The organism is Paenibacillus sp. Soil787, assembly GCF_001429545.1.
Lineage (GTDB): Bacteria > Bacillota > Bacilli > Paenibacillales > NBRC-103111 > Paenibacillus_E.
Map to the genome: position 1 here is coordinate 285,122 of NZ_LMSP01000044.1, position 18,423 is coordinate 303,544.

Consider the following 18,423-nt stretch of genomic DNA (forward strand, 5'->3'; position numbering starts at 1 on the left):
AATGCTTGCCTTTTAGAATAATCAGAGTTATTATGGATTCTCAAAGTCCTTAAATGGAGGTGATGAATGAGGCTATAAGTCAAACGACTATGCTCCGATTTAGCTGAGACATGAATTACTTGACGATCCTCTTATATAAACGATATTATCGATGTATAAAATCTTTTATTGGGATGGGTGATCAAATATGAAGTACTCGAAAGCTACGGACTATGCCCTTCACATCATGCTCTTTCTAGTCGCAGCCACTCCGAATAAACCTGTTGGTGTGCAGCAGTTAGCGGAGCGGCATGGAGTTTCCTCTACTTATTTATCCAAAATATTAACCAAGCTAGTCAAGGCGGGAATGATTGAATCTGCATCAGGCGCCAACGGAGGATATAGGTTAAAGCGAAATTGGGAAAACATTTCGTTCCTTGATATTATTCAAGCCATTGAAGGATCTGCGTCCTTGTTCGATTGCAGCTTCAATCATGGACCCGAATGTCTGATTCAGCAGGTGGTACTGTCGGCAGAAGAGAAGATGGAAGAACATTTGAGAAATCAGACGATGTCTGAGCTCGCCAAAAAAATGAAGATAGTTTTGTAAAAATTATCTTTTTTTAAATCAATTGCAGATATAATGGATCTTTAAAATCAATTTACATATAAGAGAATTTGGAGAGTGAAGAGTTTGCAAGCAACAATGGCAGAAAGAGCAAGAAAGCAGGAGTAACAAGCCAATAATAACGAAACGGTTCTGGCTGATTATAGTTAAAGGATGAATTGTGAAGACATGAAAGGGGATATACGATGAAAAACGAATTTTTTGATGAATACATTTGGGAAAAGGCTTGGAAGGAAGACATGACCGCAGGAGTTAACAAAATGAAACGAGCCGGAATTGATCCAGCACACTCATTTGATCAGAAGGCCAATAAATTCAACGAGCAGTCGTTTAACGAAGAAGGAAGACAAAGAACAAAACGGATCATGAATTGGCTGGAAGGTCAAGGTGTTACCTTCAAGGATGCCTCCATTCTGGACATTGGAGCAGCCTCGGGTGTATTTTCAGTGCCATTTGCAGAGAGAGGGGCCCGTGTTACCTCCGTAGAGCCTTGCCTTCCTCTGGTCGAGTTGCTAAAGGGAAATATTGCGGGATTAACCAATGGGAACGTTGAGGTTGTACCGGAGCCGTTTGAAGATATTGACGTTCTGGCAAAGGGCTGGCAGAACGCCTTTGACTTTGTATTTGTCTCTATGTGCCCGGCAATTGTAGATTGGGAAAGTGTGGAGAAGGTGCTGAGCTGCGCACGGCAGTTTTGCTATATCAGTCTGCCAGCTGGTCCCAGGGAGCAAAGTCTGGTAAATGAAATTTTGCCTCTTATTACCGACAAGCCACTGAAAACGGGATATTCGGAGATGGCCTATTTGCTCCATTTGTTGTATCTCAAAGGATACTCCTATGGGTCACTTATGACTCGGGAGACGAAATCCTCGGAGGTTACCAAAGAAACGGCACTCGAGGAGGTTATGAGTGGGTTAAGGAAGTATAATCTACCTGATGATGAAAGGAATCGGGAAATCGTAGTCGATTATTTAGAGAAAATGTACTCGTCAGATAAGATCGTTATCCAGCAGGGTGGCCGTTTTGGCAAGGTGCTGATTCAATTGCAGAATCAGAATATGTACACCAGAGATAATTTATGATCATCCAATAGTACACTTAACACATCGCCACGAAAAAGGCGGTGTGTTTTTACAACAGTGCAAGGTGATAGCTAACGTCATTTTTATTTGATTAGGGTTAGCATCTGATAAACTTGACGTTGATCTCCTTTCAAACGGACATAGCGACACTTCAATTGGGAGGAACCATCTCCGTCCAAATAGATGCCATCTACCAGCTTTCGATCGCTAAAGCTATCGAGAATGGCTGCTCGGAAATCTTCAATCGTGCAGTATGAAGGTGTTACAATCATATAAATGTTCTCTTGACTATCATAAACAACTGCCGTACGCATATGACCTTCGTTATAGGCTGGCATTTGCTCTAAAATCATATCACTCTCCCAGCCAAAGCTATCGTTTAGCTTCATGCTGACACCACCCTGTGCCCAATAATGGCGCTTATCTGTTACGATTAGTTCACCGGCATGCGTGACTACTTGAATAGAGAAGCGTTTAGTGACGTCATCCCAAACAAGCGTTCCACGCTTTAGGTTAGTGTCGACGCCAGTGTTATACCAGCCAGAACCGTAATCACCAGGCATTCCTTTCAAAGGTTGGTCATTGATAACTGCGATGCTTAGCAGAGCTCCTTCCCAGAAAAAGCCCCCATTAATACCGTAATAGGGAGTTTTCGTTACATTCCTATCGATCGCCTGCAGTCGAACATTATCCGGAGTAGTCCGAATTGTATGTAATACGACGCCATTGGAAGCCTTTTGTTTTTCATAGTGATAAAAACGGGGATTCGCAATATCCAATTGATTATATCCAATTAGCGAGACAAGCAATGAGGTGAAAATAAAAATAAGAATTAGATGAAAACGATTGAATCTAGGAGGCAAGAATTTCGTTAATAATGTTGAATAGTTCACAAGTACACTCCTTGTCGGATAAAATAGTAGACCGTAACCGTTTCGGTCCCCGTTATAAGAAAAAATAGAATGGAATGAAGACGGAACTCCAAACTTTGGAGTACTTGTTACAGATCGTTAATTCAGTGTACTAGAATATGGGATGAATGGGAAAAGGAAGTCGTTGATTACTATTCTATGAACATCGCTTAGCCATAAAATCGTTGTTGAATAGGATGCCGTTTAAGAATAAAATAAATTTCAAGAAATATATTTCAGGTATAAAAGGAAGCTACGAATGAGAGGATGATTCTATTGTTCAAGAAGTTTGCAGCAGATGCTTTAGGTTTAAGTGATATCGGTAAGGTAATTAGTCCAAGTGATTTCGACAAGGTAGATTCAGATGACTATGTCATGTATGAGGATGGCGAGAAGATTTTCTTCATCATCAAGTCGAAGAAAGACGAATACTGCTTTACCAACCTTGCCCTAATCCATCTTGATGGAGATAGTGCTATTAGCAGCAAGCGTATGCTGAAACGTTACAACTACCACACAAATGCCATTTCCCAGGTGTATTTGGAAACTGCAGGAACGATCGATCTTGACGTTGAGATCAAGTTCGTTATCGGCGACGTCAACTTCTCGATTGATGTGGACAAGAAGCAAATTGAACAGATCAAAGACTTGTATAAAGCTTTAATTAAGATTTCCGAAACGGTAGCACATAACGAAGACTTGTTTGGCTACGCGAAGCAAAGCATAGTTGTTGCTAAAGAAGCGACAGGGCGTATTACAACTCAAACTACTTCCCCAGTAGCCCAATTCGATGCAATCAACGAATCAGTCTACAATTGGTTGAAGGGCAAGCACTCAGAGTTAAAAATTAAAGATTTCGGTTACATTTTCGAACGATATATCAACAACTAAATGGTTACCGACAGTAATAGAACGAATGTTATTCCTTGTGGCTGCATTTAGTCTCCTTTTTGCGTTAACGAGGATTGTGAGTTTAATAACTTTAGAATGAGGCTGCCGATAGAAATAGATCGGCAGTCTTTTCTGCTTGCTTAACGACGACTACCTTTTTAATCGAAATTCCAAATAAAGGTTATTTTGCAAGTACGTCGAATTACTTTTGAAAACAATACAAACGAAAGTTTAAGGAGGATTAACTTGATGACGGTACAAGTGAAAGCCAAAAGTGATTTGGATGGATATTGTATTTGTTTTGGCTCGGTATGAAAAAATAATCATGCGTTCAACGGGAGAGATGATTATGAACAACAATCAGGTGGAGATCGTTATATTTGAAGAAAAGCATTTTATCGGAGTACCTGTAACTGTAGCGTTTCAAAAACATGATCCTGAACGAATCAAAGAGGCAAATCAGATTTTTTTGACTAGGAAAAATGAGATTAAAGGAATTATAAATGAGCATGAATATGTGTGTCCACATTTTGCTAACGATGTCTTGTTTACATACATTTATTGCATGGAGGTATCAGAAATTAGTGATATTCCTGATGGAATGCTAGGATTTAACGTACCTAGTCAACGATATGCTAAGGTAAGTTCGACAGATCAAGATCCATACAAACTAATAAAATCATATTTAAAGGCCAAAGGGCTGGAGAATAATACAAGGTCACTTGCACTAGAAGTATTTAGATTTGGTGAACATCAAAATATTAATAATGCTAGTATATTTGTACCGCTGCTATAATTACAGTATGTCAAAACCATAAGTGATTTGATGAGAATTAAAGGCACCGACCAATAAGGCTGTCACGAAGTTTCTTTTAAAAGACTCAAGTTAACATCCATTTTGTATAAATAAAACTTGTGCAGCTGACTTTTGCTTAAACACTGATTGTGTTATTGCTCTAACTTGCTCTAATGAGAAACTATAGTTGAGGGGCTTGCTTAACGGCAGCTCCTCTTTTATTTATTAAGTAACGGGCAGCGCTCAAGCCTATTTTTGTCCAATTCCTTGAAGCAAATTACGCTCGGTCACGCGATCCAGCAATCGGTCAACAATGCAATAACGGGCTTTACGTTATCTAAGCTTGGTGCGGGAAACCAATTTCGCATTATCAGTATCATTCCAACAGAAAAGATCACAGCTGAAGCAAGAAAAGTAAACGTTATTGCCTTTCTCATCATTTTTGTAAGCCTTCTTGTCGCTATTGTAATTTTCCGCTGCACAACGATAATATCGCCACAAATTAGGACATCAGGTTTAATTTCCTTAAGAAGCCAGATTTACTAAAAATTTTTTTTGATATATGTCACACAATGACATAATCATTTGTCTTATTAGTGTCAAAAAACACCTAGAGGATATCCTCCTTTATCGTTTCCATAAAACCTTGGATATTTATTTTCATTTTGAATGGTTCATTTCGATTTGTTTAATAATAATGAGATGTGAGTTGAATGTTTCAGATTAAAGAAAGGGGGGGTATTATGCAAAGTTATACAATTGATTCACCAGTCGAAAACATTGAAGATTTGTATAAAACCTATAAGCCTCATTTAATTTCTATTGCTTACCGTATGCTTGGTTCTAGATCAGATGCCGAGGATATGGTTCAAGATTTATTTATAAGCATTCATGGATATTTAAATGACAATATCAACAATATCAAATCTTACTTAAGCAAAATGATGATCAATCGATGTCTGAACGAATTAAAATCTGTGAGAAAAAAAAGAATAAGCTACGTAGGTAATTGGCTTCCAGAACCAACTGTGCATTTAATCGAAGATAGTCCGCTTGAAAGTGTTGAGCGTCAGGATACGATTTCTTATGCCTTTCTCATACTTATGGATAAACTTACGCCCTTGGAACGGGCTGTATTTATCTTAAGAGAAGTCTTTGCATATGATCACAGTGAAATTGGCGAAATATTCAACAAATCAGAAGTGAATTGTCGTAAAATATACAGTCGAGTTAAGAAAAAAGTGAATGTATCCTCCGAAGAAAATGAAAAATTATCAACCCATCCAATTGAAGAAAAGGAATTGGTCACTCGATTCATCTCTGCTCTCTCGAATGGAAACATTCAATCCCTTTTAGACTTGTTAACTGAGGATGTCATATTTGTTGCCGACGGCGGAGGAAAAGTTTCCGCAGCAATCAATCCTATTTTCAGCAAAGAACGTGTGCTTGTCATATTAAATGCCCTTTCATCAAGTCGATTTCCCGATTCAAATGCACAGCTAGTTGATGTCAATGGTCAACAAGGGATATTGTTAACCAAAGAAGGCATTCCAACCGGAGTCATTTGTTTTGAATGGGATGCTGAAACGATGAACATTCAACGAATTTACTTTATTGTGAATCCAGATAAATTACAACAAATAAGCGTGAACGGAAAGACGGAAGCGTTTAAGTTAAATCCATTAGTCAATCCATAAAAGCTGACCAAGGTCTACATTATGTTGGAGGTTTGGTCAGTTTTTTATACATTTCAATTGTTCAGATCGACTTGTTAAATAATGAAAAGATGAAGTGTGATTTTTCCATGTCACACATTGCAGTCGTCAATTGTCTTATTAGTGTCAAAAAAAAACAGGAGGTACAATTATGACACAACGTTTAAATTATATGCAGCAATCACCAGAGCAAAGATCCATGGTGAGAGCGAGGTTCGCCTTTATCACATTTCGATATGGCGGGAATCGTCACTGTTTGTTCCACGCGAACGGGCTGCGTTGGCATGGACCGAAATCCTGACCAAGCTCCCTGAGCAAGGTGTACCCGACGAATTGTATGACCGTGTTCATGGACAATTGTCTGAAAAAGAAATCTCTGATCTGACGTTCTCAGTCATGGCGATTAATGCTTGGAATCGTATCAACATAGCTTTCAAGACTGTACCAGGTTCGGCTGATGCAGCATTTAAATTGACGAAAGCTGGTTTGAGCTAACTATTTAGAAAAGCAATGTATAAGTTTATACATCTCAAGCCCTTATATTACTGGTTATAAACTAGGAGGAATTAATATGAAAATTGTAGTTATTGGTGGAAGTGGACTTATTGGCTCAAAACTTGTAAAAAAACTTCGTGAGCTTGGCCATGAGACAGTGGCGGCATCACCTACCTTAGGTGTCAACACGATCACTGGTGAGGGGCTCGCTGAAGCGCTTACTGGCGCTCAGGTTGTCGTCGACGTGTCAAACTCGCCTTCGTTTGAGGACCAGGCAGTTATGGAGTTCTTCGAGACGTCGAATAAGAACCTTCTTGCAGCTGAAGCAGCCACAGGAGTAGGTCATCACGTAGCGCTGTCAGTTGTTGGTACCGAGCGCCTTCTCCAAAGTGGTTATTTCCGCGCGAAAATGGCCCAAGAAGAGTTAATCAAGACTTCCAAGGTTCCTTATACGATCGTCCGCGCGACGCAGTTCTTCGAGTTCGTCGGCAGCATCGCCTATGTGGCTACTGAGGGGGAAACCGTTCGTTTACCTTCCGCGCTTACGCAGCCTATCGTTTCGGATGATGTTGCAGCGGCGTTGGTCGATTTCACACTTGGGGCGCCAGTGAATGGCACTGTCGAGGTGGCTGGTCCAGATCGGATTGGTCTCGACGAACTCGTTCGACAATTCTTGAGCGCAAATAAAGACACACGTCAGGTGGTCACAGACGCCAACGCGCTCTACTTCGGTTCAGTAGAGGTGAATGATCAATCTCTCGTTCCGAGCGAAAGCAACGCGCGTATCACTACGACTCGTTTCCATGATTGGCTCAGCCGCTCAGCATCCCAGGGGTAATTCAGCAAAGCATGGTCGACGTCAAAGGTGTCGTAAAGTGAAGCAGTTTCCAACGAGAAACAAGGTGTAAATGAAAAGGAGATCCGGTTGTTTATGGGTCTCCTTTTCATTTGTTCTGAATCTGACTACTTTAACGAAGCGAAAGTACGCGAGAGAAGATATTGTACTTGATCTCCAAAATGCTGATCATCTTTGGGATATGTATTTTCCAATAGTAAAAAGTGTTTGAACAAAAATAAAGAAGAATAAGGGCAGTTCATTTACATGTATACAGAGAGAATTTGGATGAGCCCGGTAAACGGCGGGAAAAGGACATTGAAGGATGTCGTAAGCTATATTATGCGCTGGGATAATAATTATTATAGCCATCCATAACATGACCGGTCATGACCATCATCATATCTCCCAAATCAATTAGATATTAAAATCTATCAATAAAAGTTGAGTATAGTGAGGGCGATGATATCGAATAAAGAATTTCTATCGAAAAATCAGAATGGTCGGATACATAGAAGAAAGTTATAATAAGGAGTCTTTAAAATATCTTTGGGTTTGGGGTTAAGCTCAAGATTAAAAATAGTGTGATTGAACGAGCAAATGAGATCAAGTTCTGGTCATCCGAGATGACAACAATGCAAAATGTCGGGTGACAAGAACCTGATCTCATTAATAGCCGCGTAAATCGTGACCTTTTTACCTATTTTGACAAGAATTTTATTCGCCGCACTTCTTGTCGTATAGCTAATAACTATCATATAATAGTTAAATAAATATATGAATTAATAGTCTTATAATTGATCCAGAAAAGGTGTGTGACTAGGTCGCGCCTTGGCTTGCTGTAGCGCCTAAGCAGGAGCGCCTGCATCCTTTCTGCAAATTTCAGGGTATAAGGATGGTAAATATGAGCAACAGAGAAACTAAAACAGACGTTATTTTAATTGGTGCCGGAATCATGAGTGCGACTTTGGGGACACTTTTGAAAGAATTAATGCCGGAATGGGAAATTACAGTGTTTGAGAAGCTCGAAAATGCAGGAGAGGAAAGCTCTAACGAATGGAATAATGCAGGAACAGGGCATGCGGCACTGTGCGAGCTTAACTACACTGTCGAAAAACCAGACGGATCTATAGATATTAGCAAAGCTATCAAAATTAATGAACAGTTTCAGCTTTCCATGCAGTTTTGGTCATATCTTGTAAACAGCAAGCTGATAAGTAATCCGCAGGACTTTATCGTGTCATTGCCTCATATGAGTATGGTTCTAGGGAAACAAAATGTCACGTTTTTAAAGAAACGTTTTGAAGCGATGTCAAATAATTCTTTGTTTCAAGGGATGGAATTTTCAGATGATCCTGAAAAATTGATGGAATGGATTCCGCTTATTATACAAGATCGTCCATCGAATGATCCTATAGCGGCAACAAAAATCGACTGTGGAACGGATGTCAACTTTGGTGCATTAACACGCATTTTGTTTGAACACTTAAAGAGCAAAAACGTCAATATCAAATACAAACATAGCGTTGATAATATGAAACGTACTAGCGACGGCTCGTGGGAATTGAAAGTACGAAACGAAAGTGGTAACGTAGAACGCCATACTGCAAAATTCGTCTTTATCGGAGGCGGGGGAGGAAGCCTGCATTTACTGCAAAAATCCGGTATCCCTGAAGGAAAGCATATTGGAGGATTCCCAGTAAGCGGAATATTTATGGTGTGTAATAATCCGGAGGTTGTAGCGCAGCATCATGCAAAAGTCTACGGCTTAGCTAAGGTTGGAGCTCCACCAATGTCTGTTCCGCATCTTGACACAAGATTTATCGACAATAGAAAATCGTTGCTATTTGGACCATTTGCCGGCTTCTCACCAAAGTTTTTAAAAACCGGTTCAATGTTTGATTTGGTAACTTCCGTAAAACCTAATAATCTCGTAACGATGTTGTCGGCAGGCGCAAAAAATATGTCATTGACAAAATACCTGATCGAGCAAGTCATGTTATCGAAAGAAAAGCGTATGGAAGAGTTACGAGAGTTTATCCCGAACGCCAAAAGCGAGGATTGGGATTTAGTAGTAGCGGGCCAACGTGTGCAAGTTATCAAAGATACTGAAGCTGGCGGCAAAGGGACACTTCAATTTGGTACGGAAGTTATTAGTGCCGCTGATGGCTCGATTGCAGCATTACTAGGCGCTTCTCCAGGTGCTTCTACGGCTGTTCACGTTATGCTTGAGGTATTTAAAAAATGCTTCCCGCAACATATGAAAGAATGGGAACCGAAAATTAAAGAAATGATTCCTTCTTATGGTGTGTCACTAATGGAAAATCCAGAGCTCCTGCACGAAATTCATACTTCAACAACAGAAACGCTTGGCCTAGGCGAAAAAGTGCTAGTCAAAAGTTAATTGTTTGGATGTAGAAACAATGGGTATCTAATGAAAAGTTCAAGCAACATTTTAAAAAATAAAACAATGAATCTTTGATCTATTTATAGATTAAAGGTTCTTTTTTTTTTGAAAATTCACAGTTATCGAGAAAGCGCGGGAAAGAGACCAGCGCAAAATGAGGGCTGTAAATAAGCCATCGTCATCACGCTTGACGAATCTTTCCTTTAATGAATTTCTTTTAACGCTTTCCTGACTTTTCTAGCAAAAACAAGTGGTCTTTCAACCGATTCGATATTGATATAAATCAAACGAGGTTGCTCGAACAGCCATTCGCTGCGAACAGATGAAACTTTTATTCCTTGATTACGAATGGCCGAAATGAATGTATTGACTTCTTTTTGTAAGAATGCCGCTCTACCTAAACAAAGTGCTCTGCCCGTTCTATTATTTAATGATTCGAACGAAAAAGAAGACGTTACGCTAAATCTTTTCCCCAAAATTGTTGCTCTTATTTGATCTCGATTTATTGTCGTCACACATTTTCCGCCAGCGAAGCCGGGTTGACCACCGATAGTCCTTGAGAACTGCTCACAAAGCAAACCGTTATTTGCCATACTTCGTTCCTCCTCTGTTTTCTATTTATGGTATGAGCAAATGAACAGGGTTGAAACGGATTATCACCTAACACAACGATGAATATGTAAATACAAGCATTGGGTAGTCATTCCAAGTGTGAGCAATGCCCACCATATTAGTAAGCGAAACGACAGAGATGTCGTTTTTTTATTAATATCTGTATAATAGAAACTGTCATATAGAGATTATAGGTCGGAGTAATTCAAAACACTCATTCTGATAATTTTGTATTGAGCGCGAAGAAGGAGGTTGTTTGTGGAATGTCTTCAGAAAACCCAAAAATCAATATACTTGGAGACTTTTTAAAATCCCGCCGGGAACGGATTAAGCCGGATCATGTCAGCACTGTCGGTCGCTTTGGAACAAGAAGAACGCCGGGACTACGCAGAGAAGAGGTTGCCCATCTTGCTGGAGTTAGCATCACTTGGTATACCTGGCTGGAACAAGGCAGGGCCGTCACTGCCTCAAGAGAAGTGATCGAGAGCGTAGGCAAAGCCCTGCAATTATCTTCAGAAGAACATCTCCATTTGCTTCGTTTGGCAAATTATAGCGGCGATGGGGAATCTTACCCGATCGCTACGGAAATAGATCCAGGCCTTCAGAACATTATTGACCAATTGAGCTATCCGGCGATCATCGCAAACAATCGAACTGAGGTGTTGGCCTACAATCAGATGGCTTCTGAAATCATTACGGATTTCCATTCGATTCCCGCTGAGAAACGTGTGATGACACGGCTAATATTTACCGATCCAAACCTGCGCAAACAGTTGGCGAATTGGAAGGAATTTGCTGATTTTACGGTAGGGGTATTTCGTATGTATTTTGACCAAAAGGCGGGCGATCTCTGGTATGAGGAATTCGTGCGGCGGATGTGTAAAGAAAGCGAGGAGTTTCTAACCTTATGGCGTTTGCATGATGTACAGCAAAAGAAAGCCATACTTTACACGTTTGATCACCTCGTCGCAGGGCGATTATATTTTCAACTGAATACCTTTTCTGCAATTAACGGCAATGAAAACCTACACTGCTGTGTATTTACTCCTATAGCAGGTACCGATACTGAACAAAAATTAATGCATATTTGTCAATGAGCCTGTTAGTTTGGATACCTGTATAACTGCAAACAGGTTGCCTCCTTGGTCATCGAATATAATAAACTTATTCGCAATCAAGGAGGCTATATAAATTGAAAGCTATCATAATTGATCGACCAGGAGGACCTGCAAATTTGCAGCTACGAGAGAAACCGGATCTGCAACCGGTCCCAGGTATGCTAACCATTGACGTTGCTTATGCTGGAGTAGGGTATTTCGAAGTGCTGCTCAGTCGTGGCGAATTCAGCTCCGTATTTCCGATGCCGCTTACGCCCGGTTTGGAAGTATCGGGATATGTACGTGCCATCGGGGAAGGAGTAGAGGGCTTCTACGTTGGTCAACCCGTTGCTTCGATGACACTGCATGATCTTAACGGTTTTGCATCAATGGCGAATGTACGGCCAGATCTGACGGTTCCGTTAGATCAATTAGGAGCCGACCTCGACTTAGCTACAGCGGCAGCCTCCATTGTAAATCTGACAACCGCTTATCTGGCTATAAAAGATGTTTATAGAATGAGAACGGGTGACAACATTCTCGTTCATGCAGCGGTTGGCGGGTTGGGCAGCTTTATCGGGCAAATGGCGAAACGTCTGGGAGCAGGCAAGGTACTCGGAACCGTCGGAAGCGCCGAAAAAGTAAAGCTGGCCGAATCCCTTGGATACGACGAATTATTTGTCCGATCCGATTTTGTGGAGCAAACCCTACGGACAACCGGACAAAAAGGTGTGCATGCCGTTTTTGATCCTGTCGGAGGAAATATGCGCAAACAAAGCTTAGAGGTGCTTCGTTCTTTAGGGCAGTTGCTTGTAGTTGGCAACGCAAGCGGAGAAGAGGATATTTTACATTCTTATAATCAAATATGGTTGTCCAACAAACAGATCGCAGGTTTTACATTAGGCGGATACAGCGACAGTAATCCTGTGGAGACTGGGAAAGCCGCGCGAGAAGCGTTAGGTATGCTGGCAAGAAAAGAAATACATGCGGAGATTCATGGCGTATATCCTTTGGAAAATGCCTCAGAAGCACTTGCTCTCTTGGAAGAGAAGAAAACGGTCGGAAAACTGGTTTTGCAAATACACCATAATTAAAGCGCATAACGCTTGGGTTTCCGAGCGTTTTTTTGTTTTTCTAGTGAGATTTTGATTGATGAACCTCTCCCATTCCTGATCAGATCTTACCCCGTGAAATAGCAGGATTGTATGATTATTTAGCACTATTGTTTATTTAAATCTTGTCGATGAAACTTTAAGCTGAACTTAGGGGGGATATGATTATGCATACGATAAAACCAGCGCAATCGAATCAGTCGCAACGGACAAGTCTGGATGTTCAAATGTCGTGGTGGACGATGTCTGGATTGGATGATATGAACCGAAACAATGGTTTGGAGGAACGATTTAACAAAATTGCGGAAGGCGGCTTTAACGGAATTAATGGATTCATACCGGCTCAAGAGGAAGCAGAGGAATGGCATAATCTTCTGGAGAGTTATGGATTTTCATTCAGCATTAACGCCTATCCCAAGAGCGCTTCCGACATGGCTCACTTTTTGAATCAAGCTAAGTCATTTGGTCGAATTAAATTTATAAATGCTCAAGTGCTGACCCCATTTTTAACGGGAAAGGCTGCTGAGTCACTTTTGTCTGAAATACACGCATTGTCCATTAAAGCAGGCATTCCTGTTTATATTGAAACACATCGGGGAACGATCACTCAGGACCTTATTCGGACAGCACGCTATGTGGATCATATCGAGAATTTACGTCTGACAGCTGATCTTTCACATTACGTAGTAGCTGGAGAGTTGCATACCATTTCAGACGAAGCGGAATCACTCGTTCAAAAATTACTTGCTCGAACATCAAGTATTCATGGCCGGGTGTCGAACGGAGAGCAAGTCCAAGTAGCTATCGGGCCAAAAGGGGATCATCCTATGATGGAGCATTTTGTGCGTTGGTGGCGAAATGGCATGAAGAATTGGCTGCAATCGGCAGATGAGCAAGACGTTTTTCCATTCGTATGTGAACTTGGGCCTCCTCCTTATGCGATTACTGAAGATGAATACAGCAGCCGTCAGAAGGAGATTAGCGACAGATGGTCACAGTCTTTATTATTGGCACAAACGGCTCGAATGATCTGGAATGACCTTGTCAAATAACGTGTGCTATTATGTTGTTGCAAATCAGCAATTTTATGATAAGATAATATAAAAAAAGTGCGGCAAAGAAGCCCCCGTCAAAATTGGCAGGGGCTTCTTTTTTTTCATGAGAGGAGGTGATTTTCGATGCAAGAAGAGAAAAAGCGGTTTATCCAGGAGTTTGTACCTGGCAAACAGGTAACATTAAGTCATTTAATAGCTAATCCCGATGTGGATTTGTTTAGTAAACTCGGAATAGAGAAAGCGGGTTCTATCGGCATTCTTACACTGACGCCAAGCGAAACGGTCATTATTGCTTGCGATCTGGCAACCAAAGCAGCGAACGTTTCGATTGGGTTTCTTGATCGTTTTACCGGAAGTCTCGTTTTGGTAGGCAGTGTATCCGAAGTCGAGATGGCGATGCAGCAAATCAATACTTTTCTTTCTGAACAACTTGGATACACATCGTCACGTATTACGAAGTCGTAAAGGAAGTGCATGCCATGAACACCAATCATCGCGCAATGATTATAGGATCTATTGGCGCCGGGAAATCCACGATGACGAATGCGTTGCTTGGCCGCAAGATCGATGCCGTTAAAACCCAAGCGTTAGTCTACAAGGATTGGATTGTCGATACACCTGGAGAGTATACGGAAAATCCCTTTTTTTACAAAAGTATTATGGCCACTGCGCTAGAGGTTACTCATATCCTATTTATCCAAGATGCAACCAATCCGAAGACGATCTTCCCTCCGGGATTTGCTAACGGTTTTACCAAGCTGCCCATTGGCGTTGTAACTAAGGCTGATGCTAATCATGCTATTGTGGATCGTGCGTTGAGGCAGTTAAAACAGGCCATTCCGAAGGGGGCTATCGTTATTGCTTCATCGTTGACCGGTCAAGGAATCAAAGAGATCCAAGAACTGGTCCAATGCGCAACTTTCGAGGCAATGAAGGCGTATTGCACACAATCGGCGGTAAATCATGTTTTTTTTCATGAAAGCCTTTACAACTAATATAAAATTAAGTATTATTTCTTTAACAAAAGAATATTCTATTGGCAAAGGTGCCATCAACAGAAAGTGGATTTTTCATGTTGAAGGCTCTTTTTTTATTCTTAAAGGAGTCTTGATCTATGAATGTTGCACAGCAGATACATGATTTATGCAAAACGCACACTTCTCTAAGTGATGAAGATGTAGATCTTATCATTGAAAAGAGTAAAACTATCCAAGCTATTGCAGATATCGCACAGGCTAATATTTTTATCGATTGTCCGGTAAAGGGCGATTGTAATGTCATTGTAGTTGCAGAAGCCATTCCATCTACCTCGCATTCTCTGTACAAAGGAAGTGTTGTTGGGAAAATCATCTACGAACGTTACGAGCCAGCCGTATTTCGTGTATATCGGACAGGAAAACCTGCATTGATGAATCGTGCTATCACGCATGAAGGCGTTCATGTCAACCAGAATGTGATGCCCATTACGAATAACTGTAATAAAACGATTGGCATGCTGATCCTGGAAAAAGATATTACGGCACAAGTGAGGCACGAGAACGAACTTGCCATTCTTTCTGAGACAACCGAAGAATTTAGCCGTACGTTTTTTGATTTAATCTCGAAGGATCGAATCATTCCCGATCTGATTGAAGAGGCTCTTGTCTTATTAAGAGCAGATGGAAAGATTATGTATGCGAATAATTTTGCGATTGGATTAATGGAAATCCACAGTGATAATAGTTTGACTAGTTGTGACTATATAAATAGACCGATTTGCGAGATGCTTCCCTTTATTCAAGGAAGTGACTATTTGAATAACGGCGTTATTCAGCGAGAGGCTATTGATAAAGATAAGGTGTATATTCTTCGCGGCATTGATTTGCAGAACAAGAATGAAGCGATGCGAATCTTAATTCTGCGCGATATTACTGACCTTCGGGATAAGGAACGTCAGTTGATGGTGAAATCAGCTGTGATCAAAGAGATCCACCACCGGGTTAAAAATAACCTGCAAACGGTAGCGAGCTTATTAAGATTACAGCTGCGGCGCGGTGTTCCGGACGAAGCGAAAGTGCTTTTTCAAGAAAGCCTTAATCGCATCATGGGAATCGCGACGGTCCATGAAGTACTTTCGTACAGTGGCATTGAAACGGTTCGCATGAATCAAGTGGTCGAAAAAATATCGAAAATACTCGTGAATAATATTCAAAATGATTTATGTAAAGTAAACATACAATTGGATATCGAAGATATTGAATTGTCATCCAATCAAGCGGTTTCAATGGCGCTTATTCTAACAGAGCTTTTACAAAACAGTGTAAAACATGGCTTTGTAGGTTATGAGGAAGGAACCATTACGATTCAATTGTTTGTCGATACCGGTCAGGTTCATCTCATCATTCAAGATAATGGAATCGGGTTTGAGCATCAGTCGGATACCGAACATTTGGGACTTGAGATTGTAAGGAGTTTGACGAACTATGATCTGAACGGGATGTTTGAAATCGAACGGGTTTCTGAGAAGGGTACGAAAGCGAAGGTCGTCTTTCCAATCGGATAAAGCAGAGAGACTTTGAGCTCCGCTCAAAAGTCCCTATATTAGGAGCTGATCACGATGAGCAAGTCGCGTATTATGGTCGTTGACGATGAATCCATTATACGTATGGATATTAAGGAAATGCTTCTTGAAGCAGGTTATGACGTTATCGCCGAAGCAAATTCGGGAGAGTTAGCCATAGAACTTGCTGCCAAACTTCGTCCCGATCTCATTGTGATGGATGTCAAAATGCCTCGTATGAACGGAATCAAGGCGAGTCGCATTATCCAACACTCTTGGCAAATCCCGGTCGTCTTATTGACTGCTTATAGTCAGACCGAGTTTATTGAAGAGGCGAAGAATGCGGAAATCGTTGGATATTTGGTGAAACCAATTACGGAGAATGATTTGATCCCGGCCATTGAAATTGCGCTTAATCAATCCAAACGATTACATTCTTTAATGGGTAATATTAAAAAATTAGAGCAGCAAATCGAGGATCAAAAAATCATTGAAAAAGCAAAAGGTATTATCATGGAAACGTATCTCCTCAATGAAGAGGCGGCCTATAAAAAACTGCGTTCTTATTGTATGAATCATCAAGTTCAGATGATAGCTGTTGCCCATGATGTGATCAAAAATCGCTGTTTAAATGAAAATATGGTAAAAACGTATTAAATCGCTTTGTTCAAAAAAATAGCTCAGGCAAAGACGCCTTTATCACTATCTCAATTAGATAGTGCTAAAAGGCGTCTTTTTCTTCCGGGGGGTGATGAATTGAAACAACATCGTCAAGAAGCGGAAATGATTATTAGCGCAGGCATCGATATTGGGACCAGTACGACCAAGCTCATATTGAGCCGGTTTTTTCTGATGAATACGGCAGGTACCAGCCATGTGCCAAGGATTGAGATTATCGATAAACAAGTCTTTTATAAAAGTCCTATCTATCGGACGCCATTACGCTCTAATGTTCTCATTGATATGGATGCGGTACAGTTGCTTGTTAAAAAAGAATATGCCAAAGCAGGCATTAGGCCGCAGGATATCAAGACGGGGGCCGTTATTATAACTGGTGAAACGGCTACCAAGCATAATGCGGAGGAAATGATTCACAGTCTGTCCTCACAAGCGGGTGAATTTCTAGTCGCGACGGCTGGCCCGGATTTAGAAGGAATCATTGCGGCGAAAGGATCCGGTGCATACCAGTATTCTAAACAATCGGGGAAGACGGTAGCGAATATAGATATCGGTGGAGGAACGGCTAATATTGCTGTTTACCAATCCGGAAATTTCAAAGGGACATGTACACTTCATATCGGCGGCAGATTAATCGAGTTAGATAATAGGAGAATAAAAACGATATCTCCACCTATACAAAACCTTCTTACCCAACTAGGACATTATCTTTCTTCTGGCGATCCTATTCATATGGATGATATCAATGGTGTTATTCATGAAGTCATCCGCGCCATGGTCCGTACGCTTGCTCATATTCTTGAAGGGAAAGTTGAAGGCTCAGACAAAGTACTTCTACTTGGACACCCGCCCGATTGGGAGATCGCGATCGATGAGATTATGTTTTCGGGTGGAGTAAGTGAATGTATATATAGGCTGGAGACAAATTTAGAACAAGAGCAAAAGGTAGATTATGAGGATATCGGATTATTACTAGCCGAATCGTTACGGCAAAGTAATGAAATGAAGCGATGGAAGTGGATTACACCTGTTGAAACCGTGAGAGCTACAGTGCTTGGAGCCGGCACGCAAACAACGGAAATTAGCGGTGCGACCATTCAAGTCGAAGGTTCCCGATTGCCCATTAAAAACCTGCCTGTGTATCATTTTAAGTTAAGTGAAGGTCTTGTTAACGGCAAGCAAATCATGAATGAAGCGATGGAACAGGCTTTGCAGATTTATGATCCCCAAAGAGAAGGAATCAACTTTGCACTCTATATCACGGGACTATCGGTGTTGAGATTTCGCGAAGTACAGCAGTTGGCTGATTGGCTGTTTGAATCGTATCGCCAACAGCCGAATCAATCCGAGCCATTGGTCGTCGTCTTACAGAGTGATATGGCAAAAGTTCTAGGCCAAACTTTACAAGCGATGAACTCAGGACGCGACATCATATGCATCGATCAAGTACTCGTCGAACACGGCGATTATCTGGATATAGGCAACAAACTGCAAACTGAAGTTGTACTCGTCGTTGTAAAGACTCTGGCATTTCACTCTTAAGATAAGAGTTTAAAAAGTCCGCTTTCAGAACCGAGAAGGTTGGACGTAA

19 protein-coding genes are annotated in these 18,423 nt (G+C 41.1%); 17 read left to right on the forward strand and 2 right to left on the reverse strand.

Annotated features, from left to right (window positions below; all coding sequences use genetic code 11):
- Positions 1–187 precede the first annotated feature (187 nt).
- Positions 188–589, forward strand: coding sequence for an RrF2 family transcriptional regulator (locus ASG93_RS27670; RefSeq protein ID WP_056837316.1), 402 nt, complete (start codon positions 188–190; stop codon positions 587–589).
- Between the two features lie 203 nt (positions 590–792).
- Positions 793–1,689, forward strand: a complete 897-nt coding sequence (locus tag ASG93_RS27675) for a class I SAM-dependent methyltransferase (RefSeq protein ID WP_056837318.1) — start codon at positions 793–795, stop codon at positions 1,687–1,689.
- A gap of 83 nt (positions 1,690–1,772) precedes the next feature.
- Here the strand turns inward: ASG93_RS27675 and ASG93_RS27680 are convergent, their stop codons facing one another.
- Positions 1,773–2,582 (reverse strand): hypothetical protein, encoded by an 810-nt coding sequence (locus ASG93_RS27680; protein ID WP_056837320.1) that lies wholly within the window; start codon positions 2,580–2,582, stop codon positions 1,773–1,775.
- Between the two features lie 294 nt (positions 2,583–2,876).
- Here ASG93_RS27680 and ASG93_RS27685 point away from each other — a divergent pair, with 294 nt between their 5' ends.
- The 7 genes from ASG93_RS27685 (at position 2,877) to ASG93_RS27710 (ending at position 9,736) form a co-directional block, all read left to right on the forward strand.
- Positions 2,877–3,491, forward strand: coding sequence for a PH domain-containing protein (locus tag ASG93_RS27685; protein WP_056837694.1), 615 nt, complete (start codon positions 2,877–2,879; stop codon positions 3,489–3,491).
- Positions 3,492–3,840: 349 nt separating this feature from the next.
- On the forward strand, positions 3,841–4,287 hold the full coding sequence (locus ASG93_RS27690) for a GyrI-like domain-containing protein (RefSeq protein ID WP_162262887.1): 447 nt from the start codon (positions 3,841–3,843) through the stop codon (positions 4,285–4,287).
- A gap of 743 nt (positions 4,288–5,030) precedes the next feature.
- Positions 5,031–5,984: an RNA polymerase sigma-70 factor gene (locus ASG93_RS27695; RefSeq protein WP_056837324.1), complete on the forward strand. Its 954-nt coding sequence runs from the start codon at positions 5,031–5,033 to the stop codon at positions 5,982–5,984.
- Positions 5,985–6,153: 169 nt separating this feature from the next.
- The gene (locus tag ASG93_RS36605; RefSeq protein WP_235550980.1) at positions 6,154–6,303 is read left to right on the forward strand and encodes a hypothetical protein; all 150 of its coding nucleotides are present in this window, start codon (positions 6,154–6,156) and stop codon (positions 6,301–6,303) included.
- Entirely contained in the window at positions 6,282–6,497 is a 216-nt protein-coding gene (locus tag ASG93_RS36610) for a carboxymuconolactone decarboxylase family protein (RefSeq protein ID WP_235550981.1), read from the forward strand. Before ASG93_RS36605 ends, ASG93_RS36610 begins: the two co-directional genes overlap by 22 nt.
- 76 nt (positions 6,498–6,573) lie before the next feature.
- Positions 6,574–7,335: an SDR family oxidoreductase gene (locus ASG93_RS27705; protein ID WP_056837329.1), complete on the forward strand. Its 762-nt coding sequence runs from the start codon at positions 6,574–6,576 to the stop codon at positions 7,333–7,335.
- A 901-nt stretch (positions 7,336–8,236) separates the two neighbouring features.
- A complete protein-coding gene (locus tag ASG93_RS27710; protein WP_056837332.1) occupies positions 8,237–9,736 on the forward strand; it encodes a malate:quinone oxidoreductase in 1,500 nt (499 codons plus the stop codon).
- Between the two features lie 206 nt (positions 9,737–9,942).
- Here ASG93_RS27710 and ASG93_RS27715 read toward each other — a convergent pair whose 3' ends face one another.
- Positions 9,943–10,332, reverse strand: coding sequence for a DUF1259 domain-containing protein (locus ASG93_RS27715; protein WP_056837334.1), 390 nt, complete (start codon positions 10,330–10,332; stop codon positions 9,943–9,945).
- Between the two features lie 282 nt (positions 10,333–10,614).
- Here ASG93_RS27715 and ASG93_RS27720 point away from each other — a divergent pair, with 282 nt between their 5' ends.
- The 8 genes from ASG93_RS27720 (at position 10,615) to ASG93_RS27755 (ending at position 18,374) form a co-directional block, all read left to right on the forward strand.
- Positions 10,615–11,448 (forward strand): helix-turn-helix transcriptional regulator, encoded by an 834-nt coding sequence (locus ASG93_RS27720; protein ID WP_056837336.1) that lies wholly within the window; start codon positions 10,615–10,617, stop codon positions 11,446–11,448.
- Positions 11,449–11,543: 95 nt separating this feature from the next.
- Positions 11,544–12,542 carry a quinone oxidoreductase family protein gene (locus ASG93_RS27725; protein ID WP_056837338.1) on the forward strand — a complete coding sequence of 333 codons (999 nt, stop codon included), beginning with the start codon at positions 11,544–11,546 and terminating at the stop codon, positions 12,540–12,542.
- A gap of 185 nt (positions 12,543–12,727) precedes the next feature.
- On the forward strand, positions 12,728–13,612 hold the full coding sequence (locus ASG93_RS27730; RefSeq protein ID WP_235550982.1) for a sugar phosphate isomerase/epimerase family protein: 885 nt from the start codon (positions 12,728–12,730) through the stop codon (positions 13,610–13,612).
- A 126-nt stretch (positions 13,613–13,738) separates the two neighbouring features.
- On the forward strand, positions 13,739–14,080 hold the full coding sequence (gene eutS / locus ASG93_RS27735) for an ethanolamine utilization microcompartment protein EutS (protein WP_056837340.1): 342 nt from the start codon (positions 13,739–13,741) through the stop codon (positions 14,078–14,080).
- Positions 14,081–14,094: 14 nt separating this feature from the next.
- Positions 14,095–14,610, forward strand: coding sequence for a EutP/PduV family microcompartment system protein (locus tag ASG93_RS27740; RefSeq protein WP_056837342.1), 516 nt, complete (start codon positions 14,095–14,097; stop codon positions 14,608–14,610).
- 119 nt (positions 14,611–14,729) lie between these two features.
- Complete coding sequence (locus ASG93_RS27745) at positions 14,730–16,157, forward strand: sensor histidine kinase (protein ID WP_056837344.1); 1,428 nt, start codon at positions 14,730–14,732, stop codon at positions 16,155–16,157.
- Positions 16,158–16,211: 54 nt separating this feature from the next.
- A complete protein-coding gene (locus ASG93_RS27750) occupies positions 16,212–16,811 on the forward strand; it encodes an ANTAR domain-containing response regulator (protein ID WP_056837346.1) in 600 nt (199 codons plus the stop codon).
- A gap of 126 nt (positions 16,812–16,937) precedes the next feature.
- Positions 16,938–18,374, forward strand: coding sequence for an ethanolamine ammonia-lyase reactivating factor EutA (locus ASG93_RS27755; protein WP_056837697.1), 1,437 nt, complete (start codon positions 16,938–16,940; stop codon positions 18,372–18,374).
- Positions 18,375–18,423 lie beyond the last annotated feature (49 nt).

What these genes read in the sequence shown, in the direction of transcription:
- ASG93_RS27740 (WP_056837342.1), top strand. Translation starts at nt 14,095, where the DNA reads ATGAACACCAATCATCGCGCAATGATTATAGGATCTATTGGCGCCGGG.
- ASG93_RS27750 (WP_056837346.1), top strand. Translation starts at nt 16,212, where the DNA reads ATGAGCAAGTCGCGTATTATGGTCGTTGACGATGAATCCATTATACGT.
- ASG93_RS27755 (WP_056837697.1), top strand. Translation starts at nt 16,938, where the DNA reads ATGATTATTAGCGCAGGCATCGATATTGGGACCAGTACGACCAAGCTC.
- ASG93_RS27675 (WP_056837318.1), top strand. Translation starts at nt 793, where the DNA reads ATGAAAAACGAATTTTTTGATGAATACATTTGGGAAAAGGCTTGGAAG.
- ASG93_RS27710 (WP_056837332.1), top strand. Translation starts at nt 8,237, where the DNA reads ATGAGCAACAGAGAAACTAAAACAGACGTTATTTTAATTGGTGCCGGA.
- ASG93_RS27715 (WP_056837334.1), bottom strand. Translation starts at nt 10,332, where the DNA reads ATGGCAAATAACGGTTTGCTTTGTGAGCAGTTCTCAAGGACTATCGGT.
- eutS (WP_056837340.1), top strand. Translation starts at nt 13,739, where the DNA reads ATGCAAGAAGAGAAAAAGCGGTTTATCCAGGAGTTTGTACCTGGCAAA.
- ASG93_RS27720 (WP_056837336.1), top strand. Translation starts at nt 10,615, where the DNA reads ATGTCTTCAGAAAACCCAAAAATCAATATACTTGGAGACTTTTTAAAA.
- ASG93_RS27730 (WP_235550982.1), top strand. Translation starts at nt 12,728, where the DNA reads ATGCATACGATAAAACCAGCGCAATCGAATCAGTCGCAACGGACAAGT.
- ASG93_RS27745 (WP_056837344.1), top strand. Translation starts at nt 14,730, where the DNA reads ATGAATGTTGCACAGCAGATACATGATTTATGCAAAACGCACACTTCT.
- ASG93_RS27705 (WP_056837329.1), top strand. Translation starts at nt 6,574, where the DNA reads ATGAAAATTGTAGTTATTGGTGGAAGTGGACTTATTGGCTCAAAACTT.
- ASG93_RS27695 (WP_056837324.1), top strand. Translation starts at nt 5,031, where the DNA reads ATGCAAAGTTATACAATTGATTCACCAGTCGAAAACATTGAAGATTTG.
- ASG93_RS27670 (WP_056837316.1), top strand. Translation starts at nt 188, where the DNA reads ATGAAGTACTCGAAAGCTACGGACTATGCCCTTCACATCATGCTCTTT.
- ASG93_RS27690 (WP_162262887.1), top strand. Translation starts at nt 3,841, where the DNA reads ATGAACAACAATCAGGTGGAGATCGTTATATTTGAAGAAAAGCATTTT.
- ASG93_RS36605 (WP_235550980.1), top strand. Translation starts at nt 6,154, where the DNA reads ATGACACAACGTTTAAATTATATGCAGCAATCACCAGAGCAAAGATCC.